The organism is Roseivirga sp. E12 (genome assembly GCF_017592825.1).
GTDB lineage: Bacteria > Bacteroidota > Bacteroidia > Cytophagales > Cyclobacteriaceae > Roseivirga.
In genome coordinates this window covers 1-20367 of record NZ_JAGFMD010000007.1, presented here as the reverse complement: position 1 = coordinate 20367, position 20367 = coordinate 1, and the positions used below count along the sequence as shown (strand labels likewise).

Here is a 20367-nt window from a genome sequence, read left to right as displayed (position 1 = left end):
AATGGTCAAAAATATCCTCAAAACAGCACTCCGAGTCTTTTGGAAAGAGCGTGGCTATGCGCTTTTAAACGTATTAGGTCTAACGGTGGGAATTGCATCAGCCACCCTACTCTTACTTTATGTTCAGGGCGAAAAGTCGATGAACAAATTTCATCAAGACATCGGTAGCATTTACCAGGTATTCGAAAATCAACACTATGGTAATACGGTTTTCACTACAACGGCCAACCCTGGACCATTAAAGGATGCCATAAAGGCTCAAATGCCTGAAGTTGACTATATGGCTCAGTTCACATGGGAACAAGAGCGACTATTTATTCTTGCAGACCAAAGCTTTAAAGAAAAAGGACGTATTGCTAGCTCGGACTTTTTCCAAATTTTTGATGTAGACTTCATTGAAGGTGAAAAGGAGAATTCGTTAAGTCAACCGGACAAGGTTTATATTTCTCAATCACTCAAAGAGCGCCTTTTCGGCACTGAAACTGCCTTGGGTCAAGTGGTTACAATTAACGGTTGGGGAGAGCATAGCATTGGTGGCGTTTTTGAAAACGTTCCGAATAACTCAAGCTTACAGTTTGATTTTGTGATGCCGTATGACCCTTGGGCCAAAACCAATACATGGTTAGAAGATTGGGGTAACAATGGAGTAAGAGGGCTCATAAAACTTCAACCTAACGTGTCTGTAACTGACTTTAACAAGAAGGTTAAATCATTTATAAGAGAGAACAGTGAGGGGTCAAACATTGACTTGTTTTTACAAAATTATGGAGAGACATACTTGTACTCCAACTATGAAGATGGCATTCAGTCTGGTGGCAGAATCGTTTATGTGCGCCTATTCATGGCAGTGGCCTTCTTCATCCTGATAATTGCTAGTATCAACTTCATGAACCTTGCGACTGCTCGTTCTACCAAGCGAGCGAAAGAGGTAGGTGTAAAAAAAGTTGTCGGTTCATCCAGACGATTACTGATTTTCCAGTTCATGGGGGAGTCAATACTTATGGCGCTCATCTCGTCATTGGTCGCCATGCTGCTCATACTATTAGTCCTTCCAGCACTAAATGAATTGATAGGGCGTAACATTGAGTTTTCACTTACGAATGGAAGTCAAGTGACTCAGTTAGTAGGCATTGGCTTGTCAGTAGGCCTTTTGGCAGGCTTATATCCTTCTTTGTTACTTTCGGGTTTCTCTCCTATTCAAGTCTTAAAAGGTACTTTTAGAATTTCAGGTTGGTCTCAGGGAGTTCGAAAAGGACTGGTGGTCTTCCAGTTTTTGGTTTCGACTTTTCTAATCATTGCGACATTGGTAATCCATCAGCAAATGAGCTTTATCAAAAGCAAAAACCTTGGGTACAAGACTGAAAATATAATCTACATTCCACTTGAAGGGGAGTTGAGAAATCCTGACAAGCAAGAAATTCTATTGTCACAAATAAAAGACAACCCAAATTTTTCAAATTCTAGCCTTGCCAGTAATGCGCCTATATCCATAAGCACATCTACATCTGGCGGCTATCGGTGGGAAGGAAAGGCCGACTCTCAGGAAACACTATTTAATGTGTTACAGGTTGGTCACAATTTCATTGAAACCCTAGATATGGAAATCATTGAAGGCAGGTCTTTCGATCCAAACTTACAAAGTGATACCGCCCATGTGATCATTAATGAGCAAACGGCACTCAAAATGAATGTGGAAAACCCTCTTAATCATCCAGTGACTTTTTGGGGAAGACAAGGCAAAGTGATTGGCATAGTCAAAGATTTTCATTTTAGCTCTTTACATACAGGCATTGAGCCTATCGTGATAAGCCTAAGGCCCGAGTCTAGCGAATTTGCTTTCGTTAAAATATCTGGTGGCCAAACCGCTGAGAATATTTCTTACTTAGAGGGTATCGTGAAAACCTTGAATCCCAACTATCCATTTACCTATAGGTTTTTGGATGAAAGTTACGATCAACTCTACCGTAGTGAAAATACGATTGGACAGCTAGCCAACTACTTTTCAATCATTGCCATATTCATCTCATTACTTGGCCTCTTCGGCCTTGCCAGTTTTGCTGCAGAGCAGCGCATCAAAGAAATCGGCATACGGAAAGTTCTGGGTGCCGGCTTAATCCACTTGTGCCTTACTATGACCAAAGGTTTTGCAGGTCTGGTAGCCCTGGGGTTTCTAATTGCTTCGCCCTTGGCTTACTTTTTCATGAGTGACTGGCTGAATGCCTTCGAGTATAGAGTAAATATTGGCGCTTCTGTATTTTTAATAGCTGGGGCTGCTTCTATACTCATTACAGTTCTAACCGTGAGTTACCATTCACTAAAAGCAGTATATGCCAACCCAGTCAAGAGTTTGCGCTATGAATAGTTAAAAGACCTCTTCTAAGCAGAGGCTTTTTTAATTCTTGAATAGATGCCTTTTTCGAAAAACTGGCTAAAGAAATTGTCCCTTTCAAGGAGTTGATCGGGTGTACCATGAACCTCCGTTTTCCCTTTTTCTAGGAGATAAACATAGTCTGCCTGAGAGGCTACAACTGGACTATGGGTTATTTGCAAAATTGGCATGCTCAGCTTGGCTTTCTTCAGTATTTCCGTAACTAGGTTAAGGCAATTTTGGTCCAGCGAAGTGGTCACTTCGTCCAGCAGCAAAACGCTTGGCTTGGTGTAAAGGGCCCTCATTAAGCCCAAAATCCTTTTTTGTCCCCCAGACAATTTCACTCCGTTTTCCCCCAACACAGTATCTATACCCAAGGGCAAAGCATCTACAATAGGGCCAAAGCCATGTTGATCGATCAAGTGTTCTACCCTTGTTCGAGCCATATCATTTTCCTCTCCAATTGATTTCACCCCAACATTTTGCCAAAAAGTAGTATTGAAAATCTTCGTTTCTTGTGGGACCAAGCCTATCACTCTACGCCAATTTGTTGGGAATTCATGAACGTTCTGATCATTGAACATTATCACTCCTTGGTCGGGCTGATATAGCGTGCTAATCACGTTAAGCAAGGTGCTTTTACCACTACCTATTTCACCCAACAGCACGCATATTTTACCGGAGTCCAATTGCATGGAAACAGACTTGAGGAGTTCCGCTTGCCCAGGAAATGAAAAGGACACCGACTTGATGAACAGTGAGTTTTTAGACCTTAACAAAAGTGGTCCTGGGTCACTAACATCCTCGGTTCTTTGACCAACCAGTTCATGCATTCTTTCAAAAGAGATTCTTGCTTGCTCAAAGTCGATATAGGCGTAAGCCAAGTTTGTCGTATTTATTGAAGCAATTGATGTTATAGAGATAATTGCCAGAAAATTTCCCATTTGCAGACTCCCATAGAGCACTTGAATACTAGAAATTGCGATTACAGCGATGGTAATACTAATGGCCAAGAGTTGTACCAATAAGCCAAAGTCCATATTCACTCTTTCGGCCCGAAAGACTTTGTTTCTAAAGGATCGATAGAGCTTCAAGGCATGTTTTGTAAATCTTACTTCTGCCTGCCTCAATTTGATTGTATTCATGCCCGTAATGGCATCTATATAGTTTGCATTATTCGCGGCATGACTGGCCATGGCCTGACGTTGCGACTTCTTTATTCTCCCCTTTAAAAGAAGGATTACTCCAAAAAGCAAAGGCAAAAGCACTGAGTTAATCAGTGCGATTTGAGTACTATAAATAAACAGCAGACCTAATGCTACCAAGACAACGAGCAGACTGATAAACCCATCTTCAATCCATTTGGAAGCCGATTCCTCAATGTCCTCCACATCCTCGAGCCTAACAACTAGGTCTCCGGTCTTTTTACTATCAAAAAATGGTTTGGGTAGATATAAGAGCTTTCCGAAGAACTCTTTGATCAAACTAGCGTTTACCTCCCGGCTAAAAATGGCAAGGCTATAGTTACGCAGATATGAAACCCCTAGGGCCAAAAGAAGTAAGAATGCCCACAATAGAATGCTTTTTACAATTAAGCTTTTGTCTTGTGAAGGGAGTAATTCATCTACTAGTCGCTCGGTAAAGATGGCAGTCGTAAAAAGTAAGATGGCATGAATAATACCCAGCCCCACGATCAATATTAATCGCGTTCTGTGCTTTTCAAAAAGTGGCAAGACCCAACCCTTGAAAAGATGTCTTCTTCTCTTTTCAAGATTCAGTTTTGTTGGTTTCTCTAACCTCAAGAATATCCCCTGCTCCCATTCTTTCATCAACTGCTTGTCGGTGTATGTCTTTACCCCATCATCGGGGTCAGCTATCAACCATTTGCCGTTCTCCTTTCCAAGACATAAGACAAAATGGTTAAAGGCTCCTTTTTTGGTTACGTGCAGGATGCAAAGTTCTGGGATTAATTCTAAATCATGCAGAGATGCTTTGAAAGCCTCTGCATTAAATCCTACTTCTATGGCTGCTTGTTGGAGACCCAGCAGGCTAACGCCATCTCCATTGGTTCCAGAGAGAACCCTTATATGTTCTAAGGCATCATGATAGCCATACCACTTAATGGCCATCAATAAGCAAGCAGCTCCACAATCTTTATGATCATGTTGGAGCACCAGTGCTTTTTTAAGCAGCGCTTCTTTATTCACTTGTTGGAAGTCAATTCTAAAAAGGAAGAGTAGAACAATCTAGCATGGCCATTAGCAGACCCTTCGATATTTACGCATGTTTCTGATATACCTTCTAGACATAGGTTTTAGCTTTAATCTCCTACGGTATAAACGGGCACAACGGTCGCCTCCGATGACCTGACTAGATTCAGTTTCTGTAAGCTTTATCATGGTGAAAATGATTTAAGTGATAGTGTCGAATCTTTATACAACCTAGGGAATAAAACTGGCTTCAGCACAGCCTTTTGACGAACAGCAATTTTCTATTATTGAACTACTTATTTTGAGAATTCAATGCACCAGTCGCCCACCGTTTTTGATGAAACTCTGGTAACTGTCTGCATGAATCAGTTTTATAATCCTCAAAATTTTCTCAATTTATCCCTCTGTAAATTCTCTCCCTATGAGCAACAAGATTCAGACCCTGTCAGGGTATTTTCATGAATACCAAAAAAGTGTTTTAGACCCCGAGACTTTCTGGGCTAGAATAGGAGAATCTTTTCATTGGAGAAAGCATTGGGACGAGACATTATCATGGGGTTTTGATGGTCCGGATGTCAAGTGGTTTATCAATGGTAAGCTCAACATTACCGAAAACATTTTCGAAAGACACCTACACACTAAAGGTGACACTCCTGCCATTATTTGGGAACCAAATGACCCGAATGACGCAAACCGAATAGTAACCTATCACGAGCTATATGAAATGACCAACCAGTTCTGTAATACTTTGGAAGCTCAAGGTGTTAGAAAAGGAGACAGGGTCATTATCTATATGCCTATGGTGCCTGAAGCAGCGGTTGCCATGCTTGCTTGTGCAAGAATAGGTGCTATCCACTCTGTGGTATTCGCTGGTTTTTCTTCTTCGTCATTGGCTGATCGAATTAATGACTGTGAGGCCAAGGCTGTGTTGACTTCGGACGGTAACTTCAGAGGAGCCAAGCAAATTCCGGTGAAAGCCGTGGTTGACGAGGCCGTTGAAAATACTCCAAGTATTGAAAAGGTAATTGTACTGAAGCGTACCGGTGACCAAGTCACTATGAAAGACGGTAGAGATATTTGGTGGCATGATGCTATCGAGGGGCAATCGACAGCTTATAAAGCACAAGAAATGGATTCCGAAGACATGCTCTTCATTCTTTATACCTCTGGTTCGACTGGTAAGCCCAAAGGGGTGGTCCATACTACTGGAGGTTATATGGTGTATGCCGAATATTCCTTTTCGAATGTCTTTCAATATACGCCTGGTGATGTCTATTGGTGCACGGCAGATATCGGTTGGATTACTGGCCATTCCTATATCGTCTACGGGCCACTTTTGGCAGGAGGTACAACCTTAATGTTCGAAGGGGTACCGACTTTTCCCCATGCTGGTAGGTTTTGGGAGATTGTCGACAAATACAAAGTCAACCAGTTCTATACAGCGCCAACAGCCATTAGGGCATTACAGGTGTTTGGCTTGGAACCTATCGAACCTTATTCTCTAGAATCTTTAAAAGTCATTGGCTCGGTGGGCGAACCGATTAACGAAGAGGCTTGGCATTGGTATCACGACCATATCGGCAAAGGCAAATGCCCATTGGTTGACACTTGGTGGCAAACAGAAACTGGTGGTATTATGATCTCGGCTTTGGCGGGAATTACTCCCAACAAACCAGCACATGCTTCTCTTCCGCTACCCGGTATTCAGCCCATTATTGTTGATGCCGATGGCAACGAACTAAAAGGAAATAATGTGGAAGGAAACCTCTGCATTAAATTTCCCTGGCCGTCTATGATCAGAACCACTTATGGAGATCATGAAAAATGTAAGAACGTTTACTTTTCGGCCTATAAAGGCATGTACTTTACGGGAGATGGTGCTAAAAGAGATCACGATGGCTACTTAAGAATCCTCGGTAGAGTTGATGATGTGATCAATGTATCAGGTCATAGGATGGGCACCGCAGAAGTCGAAAACGCCATCAATGAGCATCCAAAAGTCATTGAATCGGCAGTAGTCGGCTATCCACATGATGTCAAAGGACAAGGCATTTATGCCTATGTCATCTGCGATATGGAAGGTCGCTCTGAGCAGAGTTTAAAAGATGAAATCAAGGATACGGTTAGAAAAATTATCGGGCCGATCGCTAAACCGGATATGGTTCAAATCGTTCCTGGCCTTCCGAAAACGCGTTCAGGTAAAATCATGAGGCGAATTTTGAGAAAGGTGGCTAGTGGTGACATTTCAAGCTTAGGTGATACCTCTACCTTGCTCAACCCCGAAGTAGTGGATAAAATTATTGAAGGGGCGGGTATTCAAAAATGACTTAGATAACTCCATATGTCAAATACTGGTTTAATCATTGAAGAACGCAGTCGCGACATTGGCGACTTTTTGGTAGGTAGACTAATCCCATTCCGTAAAAAGCGCATGGTAGGGCCATTCATCTTTATTGATCATATGGGTCCCTCCACCATAAAGCCAGGTCATTATATGGATATTGGGCAGCACCCTCATATTGGTTTGTCAACATTGACCTACCTACTTGAGGGGCAAATTATGCACAGAGATACCCTAGGCACTGAGCAATTAGTAACTCCGGGATCGGTTGGCTTTATGACTTCTGGTAAAGGTATTGTTCATACAGAAAGAACGCCTGCTGCCCTTCGAGATGGAGGCGAATATCCAGTTCATGGTTATCAGATTTGGGTGGCTTTGCCCAAGGCCCTGCAAAAAATGAAGCCTGAATTCTCATTTACACCAGCCGATGAACTATCGCGGTGGTATGAGGGTGGCATTGACTTTACTTTGGTGGCGGATAAGGGCTATGGAAAAGAATCTCCCGTTCCGGTTTTCTCTGATTTGTTTATGGTCGAAGCCAAAGCAAAAGACAAGGCCGTACTTGATGTAAAGGGCAAAGTCAAAGGTGAGGTAGGCATCGTTATCGTTGATGGCTACATAGAAGCTTGCAGCGAACGTATTGAGAAAGGAAATATGCTGGTATCCAAAGAAGAGGATATCTGCAAAATAGTTCTTGGTGAAAACACACACGTCTTCTTGTTTGGAGGAGAGCCGTTTGCAGAAGAGAGACACATTTACTGGAACTTCGTTTCTACTGAAAAAAATCTTATCGAGGAAGCAAAACAAGACTGGAAAGACCAGAAATTTGAGATGGTGCCGGGTGAGTCTGGATATATCCCTTTGCCCGGTTAATCTTTCCAGTTTTCAATCCTTTTTGTGGTGTAGATTTACTAGGTTAGTATGCTGTTAATATCCTCAATTTAACTTCATTAGCCATTTCAAGAGAATATCTATTTGTTTTCAGCCTGCTTGGAGTCTTCAATGGAGTCTTTTTGACAAGCTACTTCCTCTTCAGTAAGAAAGGTAGATCTTATACCAATATCTATTTGGGACTCTTATTAATGGCGCTCGTCATTAGAATCGGGAAGTCCGTATTCTTTCATTTTGATAGTGGGCTTAATGAGAACTACATCCTTATAGGCTTACTCGCGTGCGTGGCAATTGGTCCAATGTGCTTTTATTTCACAAAGTCGCAGATCACAGGGCAGAAATCATTTGACCCCAAGAGTCTTCTACACCTGACCCCAATGGTGCTTCTGGCTGCCTATGCCATTTTTTATGAGTCTTATGGTGAAAATCGTTATTTCTGGAGTTTAAAAATTGTAAGAGGCATTTATTACTATTGGGCGCTATACCTCCTTTATTCTATTTATCTATTGATTAAGCAAAAGTTCATAATCAAAAAGTCTTTTCCAGAAGAGTATTGGACTTACGGAGTGGTCTTAGGTGTCTTTCTCATTTGGCTGGCCTATTTTACATCAAGCTTTACATCTTACTTAACAGGCTCAATAACCTTCTCCTTCTTAGTTTATTTATTGGCCTGGCTCCTTATAACAAATCGCAAACAGATAGTTGCTTCCAAAAAGTCAAAAGCCGAGATCAAACTGATGCCTCAAGCAGAAATCGATCGGCTAAGAGAAAAAATAAAAGCTACTATCATGGAGGATGAACTGTACAAAGATCCCGATTTGAAAATGCCTGCATTGGCCAAAATGGTCGGTTTGACCTCTCATCAATTTTCGGCTTTTATCAATGAACAGCTAGGACAGAATTTTGCTCAACTTGTCAACTCTTTCAGAGTAGAAATAGCGAAAGACCTCTTGCGTAGACAGCAACACCTTACTGTAGAAGCCATTGGCTTTGATTGTGGTTTCAATTCACCCTCTACATTCCATACTACTTTTAAGAAAGCTACAGGCCAAACCCCTGCTGCTTACCGCGATCAAGCTTCAGATTTATAAATCTGAAGAACCACTCTGTTTTTAGCATAGACCTTTCCAAATTCTTTTTGGTAATTGAGCGCTATGAATGAGATTAAAAACAAAAAATCAACAAACATGAGAAGAACAATTCTAACACTGTCCGCCTGCCTGTGTCTTAGCTTTATTGCCTTTGGCCAATCAGACAAAGAAGCCGTTGAAGCCACCCTAATGGATTATATGGATGGGACATCAAAAGGGCAAGTCGCTCGAATTAAAAGGGCCTTTACTGAAACAGCGGCCTTGTATTCCGTAAATCCGGATGGTAGTCAGAGAAGGCTACCGATTGCCGAGTATATCGGTTACTTCAAAGAAGGTCAGGCTAGGGATAGAGTAGGTAAAATAATCTCGATAGACATTGTCAACAATGCGGCCCATGCCAAGGTTGAAATCGTTTCAGGGAACACAAAGTTCACCGATTATATGCTTTTGCTAAAGCTTAAAGATGGATGGAAGATTATCAATAAGTCTTTCACCCGAGAAGCGATTAGGTAGTGAAATAAAAAAGGGGCTCAATGAGCCCCTTTAATTAGGACCAATCTCAATTAGCCCATTCCTTTGGTATCGTAATAGAAGCGTTCGTGGACAACCTTACCGTCTTCCCATTTTTTGACGGAAACCTCCTCCATTTTCATTCGCTGACCTCCTTTGAAACTAAAGTCTCCCCAAGTTTCAGTACAGGTATGGCCTGTTTCCTCATTGGAGGTCATAGCGGTTACACCGCCTCCATGCATTCCTTCTAGTGACTCAAGCCACTTAATTTCAAATTCTCGGTTATAAGCTTTCCCTTCTCTGACTTCGCCAGTGGCTTCAACCATTACCACATTATCAGCATAAAATTTGTCAAAAGCCTCCAGCATTTGACCCTGACCCATCATGGTTTGTAATTCTTGTTCTAAAGCGAGTATACTCATAGTGTTATTGTTTAAAAAGTTTCGAATTGTGAACGATCTATGTTAACGGAAAGGGACAGAAATGGATGTATTTCTTCCTTTAAGGAATTGATGAGCATTTGCTAACTTTAGTACGATGTCGAGTCTTAGAATCAGGCCAAGATTTAAAGAAGAAATACCCGGAAACCCCGAGGTGTTTAGAACGCGAATTCAAGAAGCGATTGATACTGAAAATGAATTCACAGGTTTGGTATCGGATCAGTATTGCGTCATCAAGATCAGACCTGAAGAACGGCACTATTGGTCTCCCCAACTCACGCTGACTTTAGAAGAAACCTCAGAAGACAATTTGGAAGTGAGAGGCCTTTACGGACCGAAACCTAGTGTCTGGGCAGTGTTCTTTATGTCTTATGCCGCACTTGGTGTCCTATCCCTCTTCGCTGGTGTCTTTGGTCTTTCTCAGCTGATGTTGGATAAGCCCGCCCCAATATTATGGGCCATACCAGTTATGGGCGCAATTGCCTTGGGTTTGTATTTGATTGCCCAAGCCGGTCAGAAGGTTGGTGCTGAGCAAATGTTTCGGATTCACCATTTTTATGAACAGGTGATAAAGCACAGAGTAGCTTTGAAATAAAAAAACCCGAGGTTAACTACTCCTCGGGTTACTAAACAAATAAACTACTAACTATATATGAAGAGAATTACTGACTGTAATTCTGAAAATTCAATTGTGTTTGTGTCTTTCAATAATCATACCAACTGCTCCTACACAAACCCTACTATATAGATGCAAATTTGGCCCAAAAGTTTCATTGATGAGGTTATTTTAACCTTAATTAACGTTAAGATTTCTTAACACTGAGGAAACACCTAATTTTTTAGTAATGGTTTGATGGTAGACCTGGATACTTTATTTTTAACGAAAGATTTAGTTATAAAAGTATTCGGTCATGCTCAAATTTGCACTTAGGGTTTTATGGAAAAACCGACTCTTCAGTTTTCTTAACATTTTTGGTCTTACACTCGGTTTATCCGCGGTTATCTGGTTAGTCCTTTTTCTCCAGAATGAGCTGACCTACGATCAGCACCATCCAAACCATGAAAGGGTATATCGTGTAAGTCATCTTTTTCAAGCACCAGGAGTAGAATTCAACACCGCATATACAGCCTCAGAGCTGAATCCAATGCTTAAGGAAGAGTTTCCTGAAATAGATGGCTATGCACGCTTCAGGCCACTAGATGCTTCGCAGATTGAGTACAATCAACAGATATTCATTCAAGATCATGTTTACTATTCTGAACAGGGGGCATTTGATATATTCGGTATAAACCTCCTTTCGGGAAATCCAGAAAGTGCATTGATAGCTCCTAATTCGGCCATTATCTCCAGGACTCTTAAGGAGAAGCTTTTTGGGAACGACACGGGCCTGAACAAAGTCATCAAGGTAGAAGGCAACGACTTTAAGGTAACCGCTGTCTTTGAAGACATTCCTAAAAACTCACACTTCAAATTCGAAATACTACTCAGTGGTGTTGATGGCAGAGAATGGGCCACCCAAGATGGGGTATTCAACTCTGAGGTCTTATGGAATTCAGATTGTGCTGGCTATATCAGGTTAAGCCCCGGTGCGACCAAAGAGGGCCTTTTGGCCAAATTCGGCCCATTTAATGAAAAATACTTTATGCCTTTCGGCAACCAAATCGAAGGGTCTCATCGCATAAGGCTTCAAAGGCTTTCTGAAATACACTATGATGCAGAACAGATTGATGACGACTTCGCTAAGGGCAATCCTACCAACCTTATCATATTCTCTTCAGTTGGCTTGGCGATTCTACTATTGGCTTGCATCAACTATATCAATTTATCCACTGCTGGTGCTGGTGCTCGTGCAAAAGAAATAGCTATTCGAAAGGTATTAGGCACAAACATCCAACAGCTAAAGGTCTCCTTGCTGATCGAATCTTTAGTGCAAGTCTATCTGGCCTATGGCCTATCCATATTGATGGTTTGGCTTATGATTGAACAAACGCCTTTACAAACGTGGCTGGGTGTTTCATTTGACTTTACGCTGCTACAAAACATTGAGCTTATTCTCGCATCATTTGCAGTTGCAAGTGCCACGGGTCTCATTTCGGGGCTTTATCCTGCACTATACCTTTCAAAAATCCAGACTGTTACAGCCTTAAAGGGTAATTGGGTGGCCAATAAAAGTGGAAAGGCGATCCGTCAGGGATTGGTACTCTTTCAGTTTGTGATCTCTATTGGAGTGCTACTGAGCACGCTATTGATGCGTGATCAGATCGAGTTTTTACAAAAGAAGGATATGGGTTTCTCTAAAGACCAGGTACTCTTGATCAACACAGCAGATTCTATTTCCCAATCTCGCACACAGGTATTAAAAAATGTCCTCGAAGCCAGTTCAAGTATTGAAAAAGTTACCTCTTCTAATTTCATTGCCGGAACCAATGTAGGCCAGATCGTTTTCACAGTAGATAAGGATGGTGAGATGGTCCAGCAGGAATTCAAATTCATTCATGGAGACGAGGACTATCTCGAAACCTTTGAAATACCACTTGCCGCTGGTCGGACCTATTCTGGAGAAGAGACACGAGGCAATCAGTATTTTGTCATCAATGAAAAGGCTGCCGAAAACCTTGGTTGGGATGATCCAATAGGAAAGAAACTCGGCTTCTTTCATCAAGAGGTACCAGGCCAAGTGATTGGCGTGATGAGAGACTTTAATTTCTTCTCATTGCATAACCCGATTGAACCTCTTGTTTTTGTCTATAATCCACAACCTGGCCGTAACCTGATTGTTAAGTTCAATCAAGACCAACTGTCAGAAGCACTGGAGGTCATAAAGGCAAAATGGGACGAGGTATTACCAAACTATCCCTTAGAATATAGCTTCTTAAATGACCAACTAAAGGCTCAATACGAAGCTGACCAGACACAAAACAAGCTTATCAGTTCCATGACCCTTCTGTGTATCCTAATCTCTCTAATTGGGTTAACAGGCCTGACTTCTTTTAACATAGGCCAAAGAAGAAAAGAGATCGGTATACGGAAAGTTTTGGGTGCCATGTCTGGCCAAATCGTATTTTTTATGTACTCAGGTACATTAAAGTTGATTGCTTTGGCTGGGGTCATTGCAACACCATTGGCTTATCTGGCAATCTCTAACTGGATGCTGAACTTCGAGTATCAGGCGGCTATAAATATCACCTTGATCGTTGTCGGCCTGTTCGCTGCCTTATTACTCACCTTCTTATTGGTAGGTAGTCTAGTAGTCAAAACCGCCAGAAAGAACCCCGTAGATTCACTGCGATACGAGTAGGGACTTCATCCTTATTGCTAGACAAATCTATGTCGCATAGATCATTTCGTCCTTAGGAGAAATCTTAACCATTTAGAAATAAAACGATCCAACCGCTTTGAGCGATCGGATCGTTCATTTTAGAATATAATTAGCATTAACCGTCAGACCGCTTGAAGCGGTCTGACGGTTACTATATAAAACCTATCTCTTTTTCTTGAGTGTCATTGACTCTGCAAGTTTCACTGCTTCAGCGGCATTGATGATCCCGCCCGAAACAGAGAGGTCAGAAAACTTAACCTCTTCACCAGAGCCCGGAGTTGGTACTCGAAGCCCGTCTAAACTGCGAGAAGATCTAATCAGAATATCTTTGACTTGCTCAGCTTTCAGATCAGGAAAGTAGGACAGCAACATGGCTGCAACTCCAGCTGTGACAGGAGATGCCATGCTCGTTCCTTGAGCATCTTGATAGTCATTATCCGGAGCGAGTGAGTAAATAGCCACTCCTGGGGCAAAAACATCCACATTTTTCTTGCCATAGTTGGAGAATACACCAACGTAATTTTCATCCAAACCCGAATCTGAAGCACCTACTTCTATCCAGTTCGACATGTTCTTTCTCTTCCCAATGTAATCGTTCGGAAAGTTGTTAGCTTCATCGATATTCTTAGAACTATTGCCCGCTGCATGGACCAACAGGACCCCTTTTGATTCGGCATATTCTATGGCTTCATAGACATAGTCTAAGTGTGCTGAATAGCTCTTTCCAAAACTCATATTAATTACCTGAGCTCCATTGTCAACAGCGTAGCGAATTGCATTAGCCACATCCTTATCACGCTCATCACCGTCTGGAACGGCACGAAGTGCCATGATTTTAACATTGTTGGCTACACCGTCAATACCAATACCGTTTCCTCTTTTTGCCGCTATAATTCCTGACACATGTGTGCCATGAAAGTTCTTAGTACCAATACCGATGACATCATTGTTACCATAGCCCACCTCACCTAGCTGGTTCGGATCATCTCCTACTATTCCTCTAGGGTCAAAGTCCAAGTCATAAGCACCCGACTGAGATGTCACCTGCTCTAAGTCCAGACCCAAAAAATAAATGAGACTGTCGAGTGGGAGAGCTTTGTCAGTGGCCTCATAGACGCTGCTTAAAATTGCCTTCCCTTGAAGTACCGTCTGATCAGTAGAATTTACTTTTTGCACTATGTCATAGGTGATGGTATCTATCATAAAGTAAGCCTGAAAGAGTTTGTTAAACCTTCTCAACTGCGTATCTATACTTTGCAATAATTGCATTTGACCAGCAGACTCATTCGCTCCTTTTTCAAACTCTGTTTTGACTTCCTCCCAGTATTCGAAACCTTCGAGCTCTTTCTTTTTAAAGTCATCCTTGGTCTTTCCCTCATAAATGGGTTGTAATCGCTTATATTCCCTTGCCAAAGCATAAGAATCCTTATCTACATTGGTGCCGTCTTTGCCACCGATGAAATTCCATCCGTAGACATCGTCTACATAACCATTGTTGTCATCATCAATGCCATTATCCGGAATCTCACCTTCGTTTATCCAGACTACATCTTTCAAATCTTCATGAAGGATATCAATTCCTGAATCGATTACTGCTACAATTACAGTCTTCGATTCCTTTCCTTTCAAATACTCGTAAGCTTTTTCAGTGCTCACACCATTCACTCTGTTTTCTACAGGATCGAGGTTAAACCAGTTTTTAGGGGGAGTGGCATTTTGAGCGCTTAAAGACATGGCAAGGCACAGAAGCGCCAATGAGAAGACCTTTTTCATATTTCTTAAAATCATATTATTCCGTTTCGAACAACCCGGTTTTTGGATGCTTATAACAAGTTTCGGGCTGCATTACCTTACCATTCATGGCAATAAACGTGCCTTCTGTTAAAACATTCAACGCACCTACTGCCACACCGATGTTAAAGTCAGCATCAGATTCGGCAAAGCGTTGTGGCCTATACGAGCCTGTGAACAGGATTGTTTTGTCTTTTACATTGCCGATAAGCTGAGCGGTTTGAATCATGGTATCGGACCCATGGGTAACGACAATTTTGGAGTATTCGGTTGTCAGCAATAAAGACTTGAGCTCCTTACGATCGTCATTGGTCATGTCCATGCTGTCCTTCTTAAAAAGACTTGTTACTTCAAATTCAAAGCCTGGGAAACTCTTTTCTAGAATACGAGAAACAGCGGGTTCGTCTATTTCAAATGCATAACCGACATTGGTTTTAGGGTAGTCTTTATCTATGGTGCCCCCAGTTTGAATGAAAAGTATTTTCATTCAGCCAATATAAAGAGAAGGATTAATACTTGAAACAAGGCAAAATCGTATCTCTTCGCGTGCGTTTCACGATTTTTCCGAAGGAAAGCGTCAATGAGAACTCGTGTGCGCCTCCCGTAACACCAGCGAGCTGTGAAACGGTAAAGTCATAGCTATAGCCAAAAGAAAGGTCTTGGTTTAGCTCCAGCCCAAAGAGTCCTATGATTGATTCATTCTTCGCCACCTTATTCACATTCTGAATCGGTATGCCGCGATACCATGCTCCAATTACAAGCGGCTGAAAGTAAAGTTGGACACCTGCATCCAGTTGTCTGAAACCTCCTTGAGACTTGTAGTTGACAGCGAATGTTGCCGATCGCTCTTGAAACTGATAAGAAACTGTTCTCAATCGCCTGCCCTTGGAAAACATAAGCTTATATCCGGCATGCAGCGAATACTTTCTGTCAAGCCGACTTTCCTGATCTAGAAATGACTGATTTGGCCTATTAATATGGTGAATGGAAAAACCTATCCAGGTATCGCTAGAATAGAGAAGCGTTCCTGCGGATGCACTTAAAAAATCGACCCTTGCTCCTCTGTCAAAAGCCTCTCCACTCGGCCCGATCACTTGCCCGTTATCAATATCTATCTGATTTCCGAAGACAAGTTCTTCGAAATTGAGGTTCTTATTGAAATACGACATTTGCATTCCTGTCCTCATAATCAAGGCGTCTGAAATCCTCAGTTTATATGAATATAGAAGGCCAACTTCACTAGACTTAAAGTCCAAAAAACCTTCTTTATGCTCAGTGATAATTACACCAATCCCGCTTTCTGCTGCCTTTGAAAAATAGTCCAAATAAGCAGAGATGGTGGTGAAAGAATGCGTCAAAGAGGGCCATTGATTTCTATAATTAACGCCTACTCTTGCCCGGTCGGTAGAACCAGTCAGTGCGGGGTTTAGGTACAAAGGAGAGGCATAAAACTGCGAAAACTGGGGGTCTTGAGCCTTTGCTTTTTTGCCAAGGCAAAGAATTACCATTACCAATAAGAGGGGTAGACATTTCTTCATACGCTATTTCATTAGAGCGAAGATCCCTTCGCGTTCGACTTTTAGACCATTGAAGCTGACGCCTATGAGTTTGAAGACATAATTGCCATTTTCGGCTCTCTTTCCTTTGACGGTACCATCCCAGCCTTTGGTTTCTACATCATCAGTGCTAAAAATTACCTCTCCCCAGGTGTTATAGATGATAAGCCTCACCTTGGTGAGTCCAAGCATTCTCGGTCTGAAAAAGTCATTGTTTCCGTCATTGTTAGGAGTGAATGCTGTAGGTACCATAATCCTATAGCCTTCGGTGATTTCTAGGGTGGTAGATTTAACCGTCTGACAGCCTGTTCTATCGGTCACTGTTAGAATCACTTCATAAGTGCCTGGAGCATCATAGGTATGAATCGGATCAATCTCATCGGAGTCGAAGCCATCGCCAAACTCCCATTTCCAGTCTACAACCTCTCCGATAGACAAGTCAAAAAAGCTAACCGGATCATTTGAAGCTAATTCACCCGTCAAGTCGATCGATTCAGCGTTATACTCAAAATCGGCCGTGCCTAATTCAGGAATGTCAATGTCAATCGCTCTGGTACGGAAACAGCCTCGACCGTCAGAAACCTCCACCGAAATTCGACCTCGATCAGTAACTAGAAACTCAGAGCTTGAACTACCTCCTCTTGACCATCGGTATCTATAATTGCCTACTCCTCCCTTCACATTGACTTTCACCAAGGTTCCGGCAATTCTATTTTCGCAATCAATATATGGCTCGGTACTAAAGCCGACTTGTAAAGGTTCCGGCTGCAACACAGTGTAGGTGCCTTGAACAGTACAGCCATATCGATCAGTGACCTCTACCACATATGTACCTGGCAGCACGTCAACTAAAGAAGCTTCCGTGGCACCATTTGTCCACCTGTATTGATAAGGTTCTGTACCCCCCGATACAATTACATTAACCCGACCACTTTGAGGGTCATTACATCTAGTAGCATCCTCAATATAGGCGTCAAGGGTTAATGGAAGTGGATCAAAAATATTGAAGGAGTTCTGAATCGTACATCCGTTCTTATCAGTTACCAAAACATTATATTCGCCAGGGCTCAGGTTGGTGAGTGTTTCTGTGCTAGCCCCAGTGCTCCAACGGATGGCAATCGGTTCTATCCCTCCCTCAATATTCAATGAGATTGATGCATCATCTGCCCCAACACAACTTATTGGGGATACCTCAGGACTGATGCGATAAAGTTCAGGCTCGGCTAATGTATAAGTGCCTTGAACCTGACAACCATTGGCATCGGTCACAAGCACATCGTAACTACCTGAACTTATTCCTATTAGATTTTTTGTTACTGCTCCCGTACTCCATTGGTAGGTATAGGGTCCTGTTCCTCCTTTAATGTTCAACTCAATGGATCCATTCCGGTCATCATAGCATTGACTTTCATTCACCACCGCATCTTCCAGACTTAGCAGTTCTGGTTGTGTTACTGTAAAGATCCGCTCAACTACACAGTCATTTGCATCTTTTACTCTGATCGTATAATCCCCAGCGCTTAGGTTGGCAATGGAGGTTCCTCTATCTCCTGTACTCCATAGGTATTCGTATGGTCCAGTTCCTCCTGTGACATTGATATTGATGCTTCCATCTGCATCATCTAAACATGATAGGTTCAGTTTTCCAGTTGTGGCAATTGTAATTGGGGCCGAAGGCTGCGCGATGGTTACTGATTGCTGAACGAGGCATCCATTAGCATCGGTGACGGCCACCGAGTAGGTTCCTGCACCTAAGCCAGTAATTCGGCTGGTCCGTTCGCCATTGCTCCATAAATACGTGTAAGGACCGATCCCACCTTGTGGCAAGGCACTAATGATTCCTGATTGATCGCCAAAGCACAACAAATCCTCATAATCAGCGAGGGCAACCGTTAATGCTTCGGCAGGCTCGGAAATGACAATAGAGGCAGTGGTCGAACACCCTCCCGCATCTGAAACTAATACTTCATAAACACCGGCATTCAAATCGACTAGTTGATCTGTGGTTTGACCGGTATTCCAGGTATAAGTATAAGAACCACTACCTCCTGTGACATCTAACTGGATAAATCCGGTCGATGCTCCCTTACACAAGACATCCTGTTTTTGGATGTCTACGGCAAGGTCTCTGGAATCTCCAACCTCGACCGACCTTGTAATGCTACAATTGTTTGAATCGACTATGGTCAGGTTGTAGGTTCCGCCACTAATGTTGACAAGGTCTTTACTCGTACTTCCGTTGGACCAGACATAGGAATATGGTCCGGATCCGCCCGAAGCAGTGGCAATGATTGAACCATCAGAGTCCCCAAAACAGGATGTACTAGTGGTATCAAAAACAATATCTAGGGCATCTGGCTCACCCACGACATAGGTTTCGGTAAACACACAGCCAGAAGCATCTGTAATGGTGACAGCATAGTTGCCGGCAAATACATTGACTAAGTCTCTTTGGTTTGAACCGTTGCTCCATAAATAGTTGAATGGTGCCGTCCCTCCTGTGACAGCCAGTTCCACAATACCATTAGGCTGACCATTACAGAGCGTATTGGTAATAGTGGCTGTTGCTGTTAGTGCTGCTGTCGGTGCACCAATCGCAATGTTGGTGACCAACTGACACCCTCTCGCATCGGTGACTGTTAACTCATAGTTACCTCCTGACAAGCCAGTAATATCCTCGGTACTCTCCCCATTATCCCAACTGTAGGTATAAGGCAAAGTACCTCCACTAACCGTCACATCAATGCTGCCATCATCAGCACCAAAGCAAGTGACATTCTGTGCCAAAAAGTTGGTAGAAAGCTGTAAAGGTTCGGTAATGGTATAGTTAGCAGAATAGGTACAGCCACCAACATCCGTAACCAATACCGCATAGGTGCCTGGAGTGAGGGTATTTAAGTCTTCGGTGGTACTTCCATTACTCCACGCAAAAGTAAACGGCCCGGTACCTCCGGCAACTGTTAAATCAATACTCCCATCTCCGGCACCGTTACAGCTGATTGTACTGACATTAGCAGACAAACTAATCGCTGAAGGGCCTGAAACGGTATAATCTTGTTGTATAGAACAGCCATTACTATCAGTGATTGTTACCTGATAAGTTCCTTGTGAAAGGCCGAAAATGTCTTTAGATGAAGAGCCTTGATTCCAAGAGTAGGAGTAAGGTGCGGTTCCCCCCGTTACATTTAATACCACCGCACCCTGATTGTCTCCAAAACAAGTCTCATTAGTAATAGTAGCACTCGAAGAAAGTGCTGCTAATGGCTCATCCACAACTATGGTCTCAGAAGTTTGACACCCATTATTATCGGTGACCGTGAGCGTATATGACCCTCCCGAAATATTGGTCAAATCCTTAGTTGTTTGACCCGAACTCCAGGCGTATGTGTACGGCAAGGTTCCTCCAGTTACCGATACAGCAATGCTCCCGTTGCCATCGCCAAAACAGTTAACATCATTAGCTGTATACCCTATGGTGATGGAAGCGGGCTCTGTAATGGTATAATTTCTAAAAGTCGAGCATCCATTGGCATCAGTTATCGTCACACCATAGTTAGCCGGACTCAATCCACTTCGATCTTCCGTAGTTGCCCCATCTGCCCATAAGAAAGTATAAGGACCCACTCCTCCCGAAGTTGATAAATCGATAGAGCCGTCACCAATGCCATTACAGGTTACATCATTTACTATGGCGGTTGCTGCAAGGACTGCAGGTCCTCCGATCGTAAAATCTCCTTGAATGACACAACCGTTATTATCCGTTACAGTGACTTGATAGGTTCCTCTTCCCAGACCAGAAACATCCTTGGTGGTAGATCCTTGATTCCACGAATAGCTATAAGGAGCTGA

At 42.6% G+C, this 20367-nt stretch carries 13 protein-coding genes; 7 read left to right on the top strand and 6 right to left on the bottom strand.

What is annotated here, in order from left to right; translation table 11 throughout:
- The first annotated feature begins 1 nt into the window (after position 1).
- A complete protein-coding gene (locus tag J4E76_RS15060; RefSeq protein ID WP_208505575.1) occupies positions 2-2362 on the top strand; it encodes an ABC transporter permease in 2361 nt (786 codons plus the stop codon).
- A gap of 14 nt (positions 2363-2376) precedes the next feature.
- Here the strand turns inward: J4E76_RS15060 and J4E76_RS15055 are convergent, their stop codons facing one another.
- Positions 2377-4575 carry an ABC transporter transmembrane domain-containing protein gene (locus J4E76_RS15055; RefSeq protein ID WP_208505574.1) on the bottom strand — a complete coding sequence of 733 codons (2199 nt, stop codon included), beginning with the start codon at positions 4573-4575 and terminating at the stop codon, positions 2377-2379.
- Between the two features lie 424 nt (positions 4576-4999).
- Between J4E76_RS15055 and acs the strand changes: the two genes are divergently transcribed.
- From acs to J4E76_RS15035, 4 genes are all read left to right on the top strand, one after another.
- Positions 5000-6904: an acetate--CoA ligase gene (gene acs, locus J4E76_RS15050; protein ID WP_208505572.1), complete on the top strand. Its 1905-nt coding sequence runs from the start codon at positions 5000-5002 to the stop codon at positions 6902-6904.
- Between the two features lie 15 nt (positions 6905-6919).
- Positions 6920-7792: a pirin family protein gene (locus J4E76_RS15045; protein WP_208505571.1), complete on the top strand. Its 873-nt coding sequence runs from the start codon at positions 6920-6922 to the stop codon at positions 7790-7792.
- 140 nt (positions 7793-7932) lie between these two features.
- A complete protein-coding gene (locus J4E76_RS15040) occupies positions 7933-8901 on the top strand; it encodes an AraC family transcriptional regulator (RefSeq protein WP_208505569.1) in 969 nt (322 codons plus the stop codon).
- 96 nt (positions 8902-8997) lie between these two features.
- The gene (locus J4E76_RS15035; RefSeq protein WP_208505567.1) at positions 8998-9414 is read left to right on the top strand and encodes a nuclear transport factor 2 family protein; all 417 of its coding nucleotides are present in this window, start codon (positions 8998-9000) and stop codon (positions 9412-9414) included.
- A 50-nt stretch (positions 9415-9464) separates the two neighbouring features.
- Here J4E76_RS15035 and J4E76_RS15030 read toward each other — a convergent pair whose 3' ends face one another.
- Positions 9465-9833, bottom strand: coding sequence for a SnoaL-like domain-containing protein (locus J4E76_RS15030; protein WP_208505565.1), 369 nt, complete (start codon positions 9831-9833; stop codon positions 9465-9467).
- A gap of 115 nt (positions 9834-9948) precedes the next feature.
- Here J4E76_RS15030 and J4E76_RS15025 point away from each other — a divergent pair, with 115 nt between their 5' ends.
- Together J4E76_RS15025 and J4E76_RS15020 are read left to right on the top strand one after the other, a co-directional pair.
- Positions 9949-10446: a hypothetical protein gene (locus J4E76_RS15025; RefSeq protein WP_208505563.1), complete on the top strand. Its 498-nt coding sequence runs from the start codon at positions 9949-9951 to the stop codon at positions 10444-10446.
- 316 nt (positions 10447-10762) lie between these two features.
- Positions 10763-13150, top strand: a complete 2388-nt coding sequence (locus tag J4E76_RS15020) for an ABC transporter permease (protein ID WP_208505562.1) — start codon at positions 10763-10765, stop codon at positions 13148-13150.
- 183 nt (positions 13151-13333) lie between these two features.
- Here J4E76_RS15020 and J4E76_RS15015 read toward each other — a convergent pair whose 3' ends face one another.
- From J4E76_RS15015 to J4E76_RS15000, 4 genes are all read right to left on the bottom strand, one after another.
- Positions 13334-14959 carry a S8 family peptidase gene (locus J4E76_RS15015; protein WP_208505560.1) on the bottom strand — a complete coding sequence of 542 codons (1626 nt, stop codon included), beginning with the start codon at positions 14957-14959 and terminating at the stop codon, positions 13334-13336.
- A 1-nt stretch (position 14960) separates the two neighbouring features.
- On the bottom strand, positions 14961-15449 hold the full coding sequence (locus tag J4E76_RS15010) for an asparaginase domain-containing protein (RefSeq protein WP_208505559.1): 489 nt from the start codon (positions 15447-15449) through the stop codon (positions 14961-14963).
- A 22-nt stretch (positions 15450-15471) separates the two neighbouring features.
- Positions 15472-16500, bottom strand: coding sequence for a type IX secretion system membrane protein PorP/SprF (locus J4E76_RS15005; protein ID WP_208505557.1), 1029 nt, complete (start codon positions 16498-16500; stop codon positions 15472-15474).
- A 3-nt stretch (positions 16501-16503) separates the two neighbouring features.
- On the bottom strand, positions 16504-20367 hold a 3864-nt coding region (locus J4E76_RS15000), incomplete at its 5' end, for a PKD domain-containing protein (protein WP_208505555.1).

What these genes read in the sequence shown, in the direction of transcription:
- J4E76_RS15015 (WP_208505560.1), bottom strand. Translation starts at nt 14,959, where the DNA reads ATGATTTTAAGAAATATGAAAAAGGTCTTCTCATTGGCGCTTCTGTGC.
- acs (WP_208505572.1), top strand. Translation starts at nt 5,000, where the DNA reads ATGAGCAACAAGATTCAGACCCTGTCAGGGTATTTTCATGAATACCAA.
- J4E76_RS15030 (WP_208505565.1), bottom strand. Translation starts at nt 9,833, where the DNA reads ATGAGTATACTCGCTTTAGAACAAGAATTACAAACCATGATGGGTCAG.
- J4E76_RS15035 (WP_208505567.1), top strand. Translation starts at nt 8,998, where the DNA reads ATGAGAAGAACAATTCTAACACTGTCCGCCTGCCTGTGTCTTAGCTTT.
- J4E76_RS15005 (WP_208505557.1), bottom strand. Translation starts at nt 16,500, where the DNA reads ATGAAGAAATGTCTACCCCTCTTATTGGTAATGGTAATTCTTTGCCTT.
- J4E76_RS15020 (WP_208505562.1), top strand. Translation starts at nt 10,763, where the DNA reads ATGCTCAAATTTGCACTTAGGGTTTTATGGAAAAACCGACTCTTCAGT.
- J4E76_RS15045 (WP_208505571.1), top strand. Translation starts at nt 6,920, where the DNA reads ATGTCAAATACTGGTTTAATCATTGAAGAACGCAGTCGCGACATTGGC.
- J4E76_RS15060 (WP_208505575.1), top strand. Translation starts at nt 2, where the DNA reads ATGGTCAAAAATATCCTCAAAACAGCACTCCGAGTCTTTTGGAAAGAG.
- J4E76_RS15025 (WP_208505563.1), top strand. Translation starts at nt 9,949, where the DNA reads ATGTCGAGTCTTAGAATCAGGCCAAGATTTAAAGAAGAAATACCCGGA.
- J4E76_RS15010 (WP_208505559.1), bottom strand. Translation starts at nt 15,449, where the DNA reads ATGAAAATACTTTTCATTCAAACTGGGGGCACCATAGATAAAGACTAC.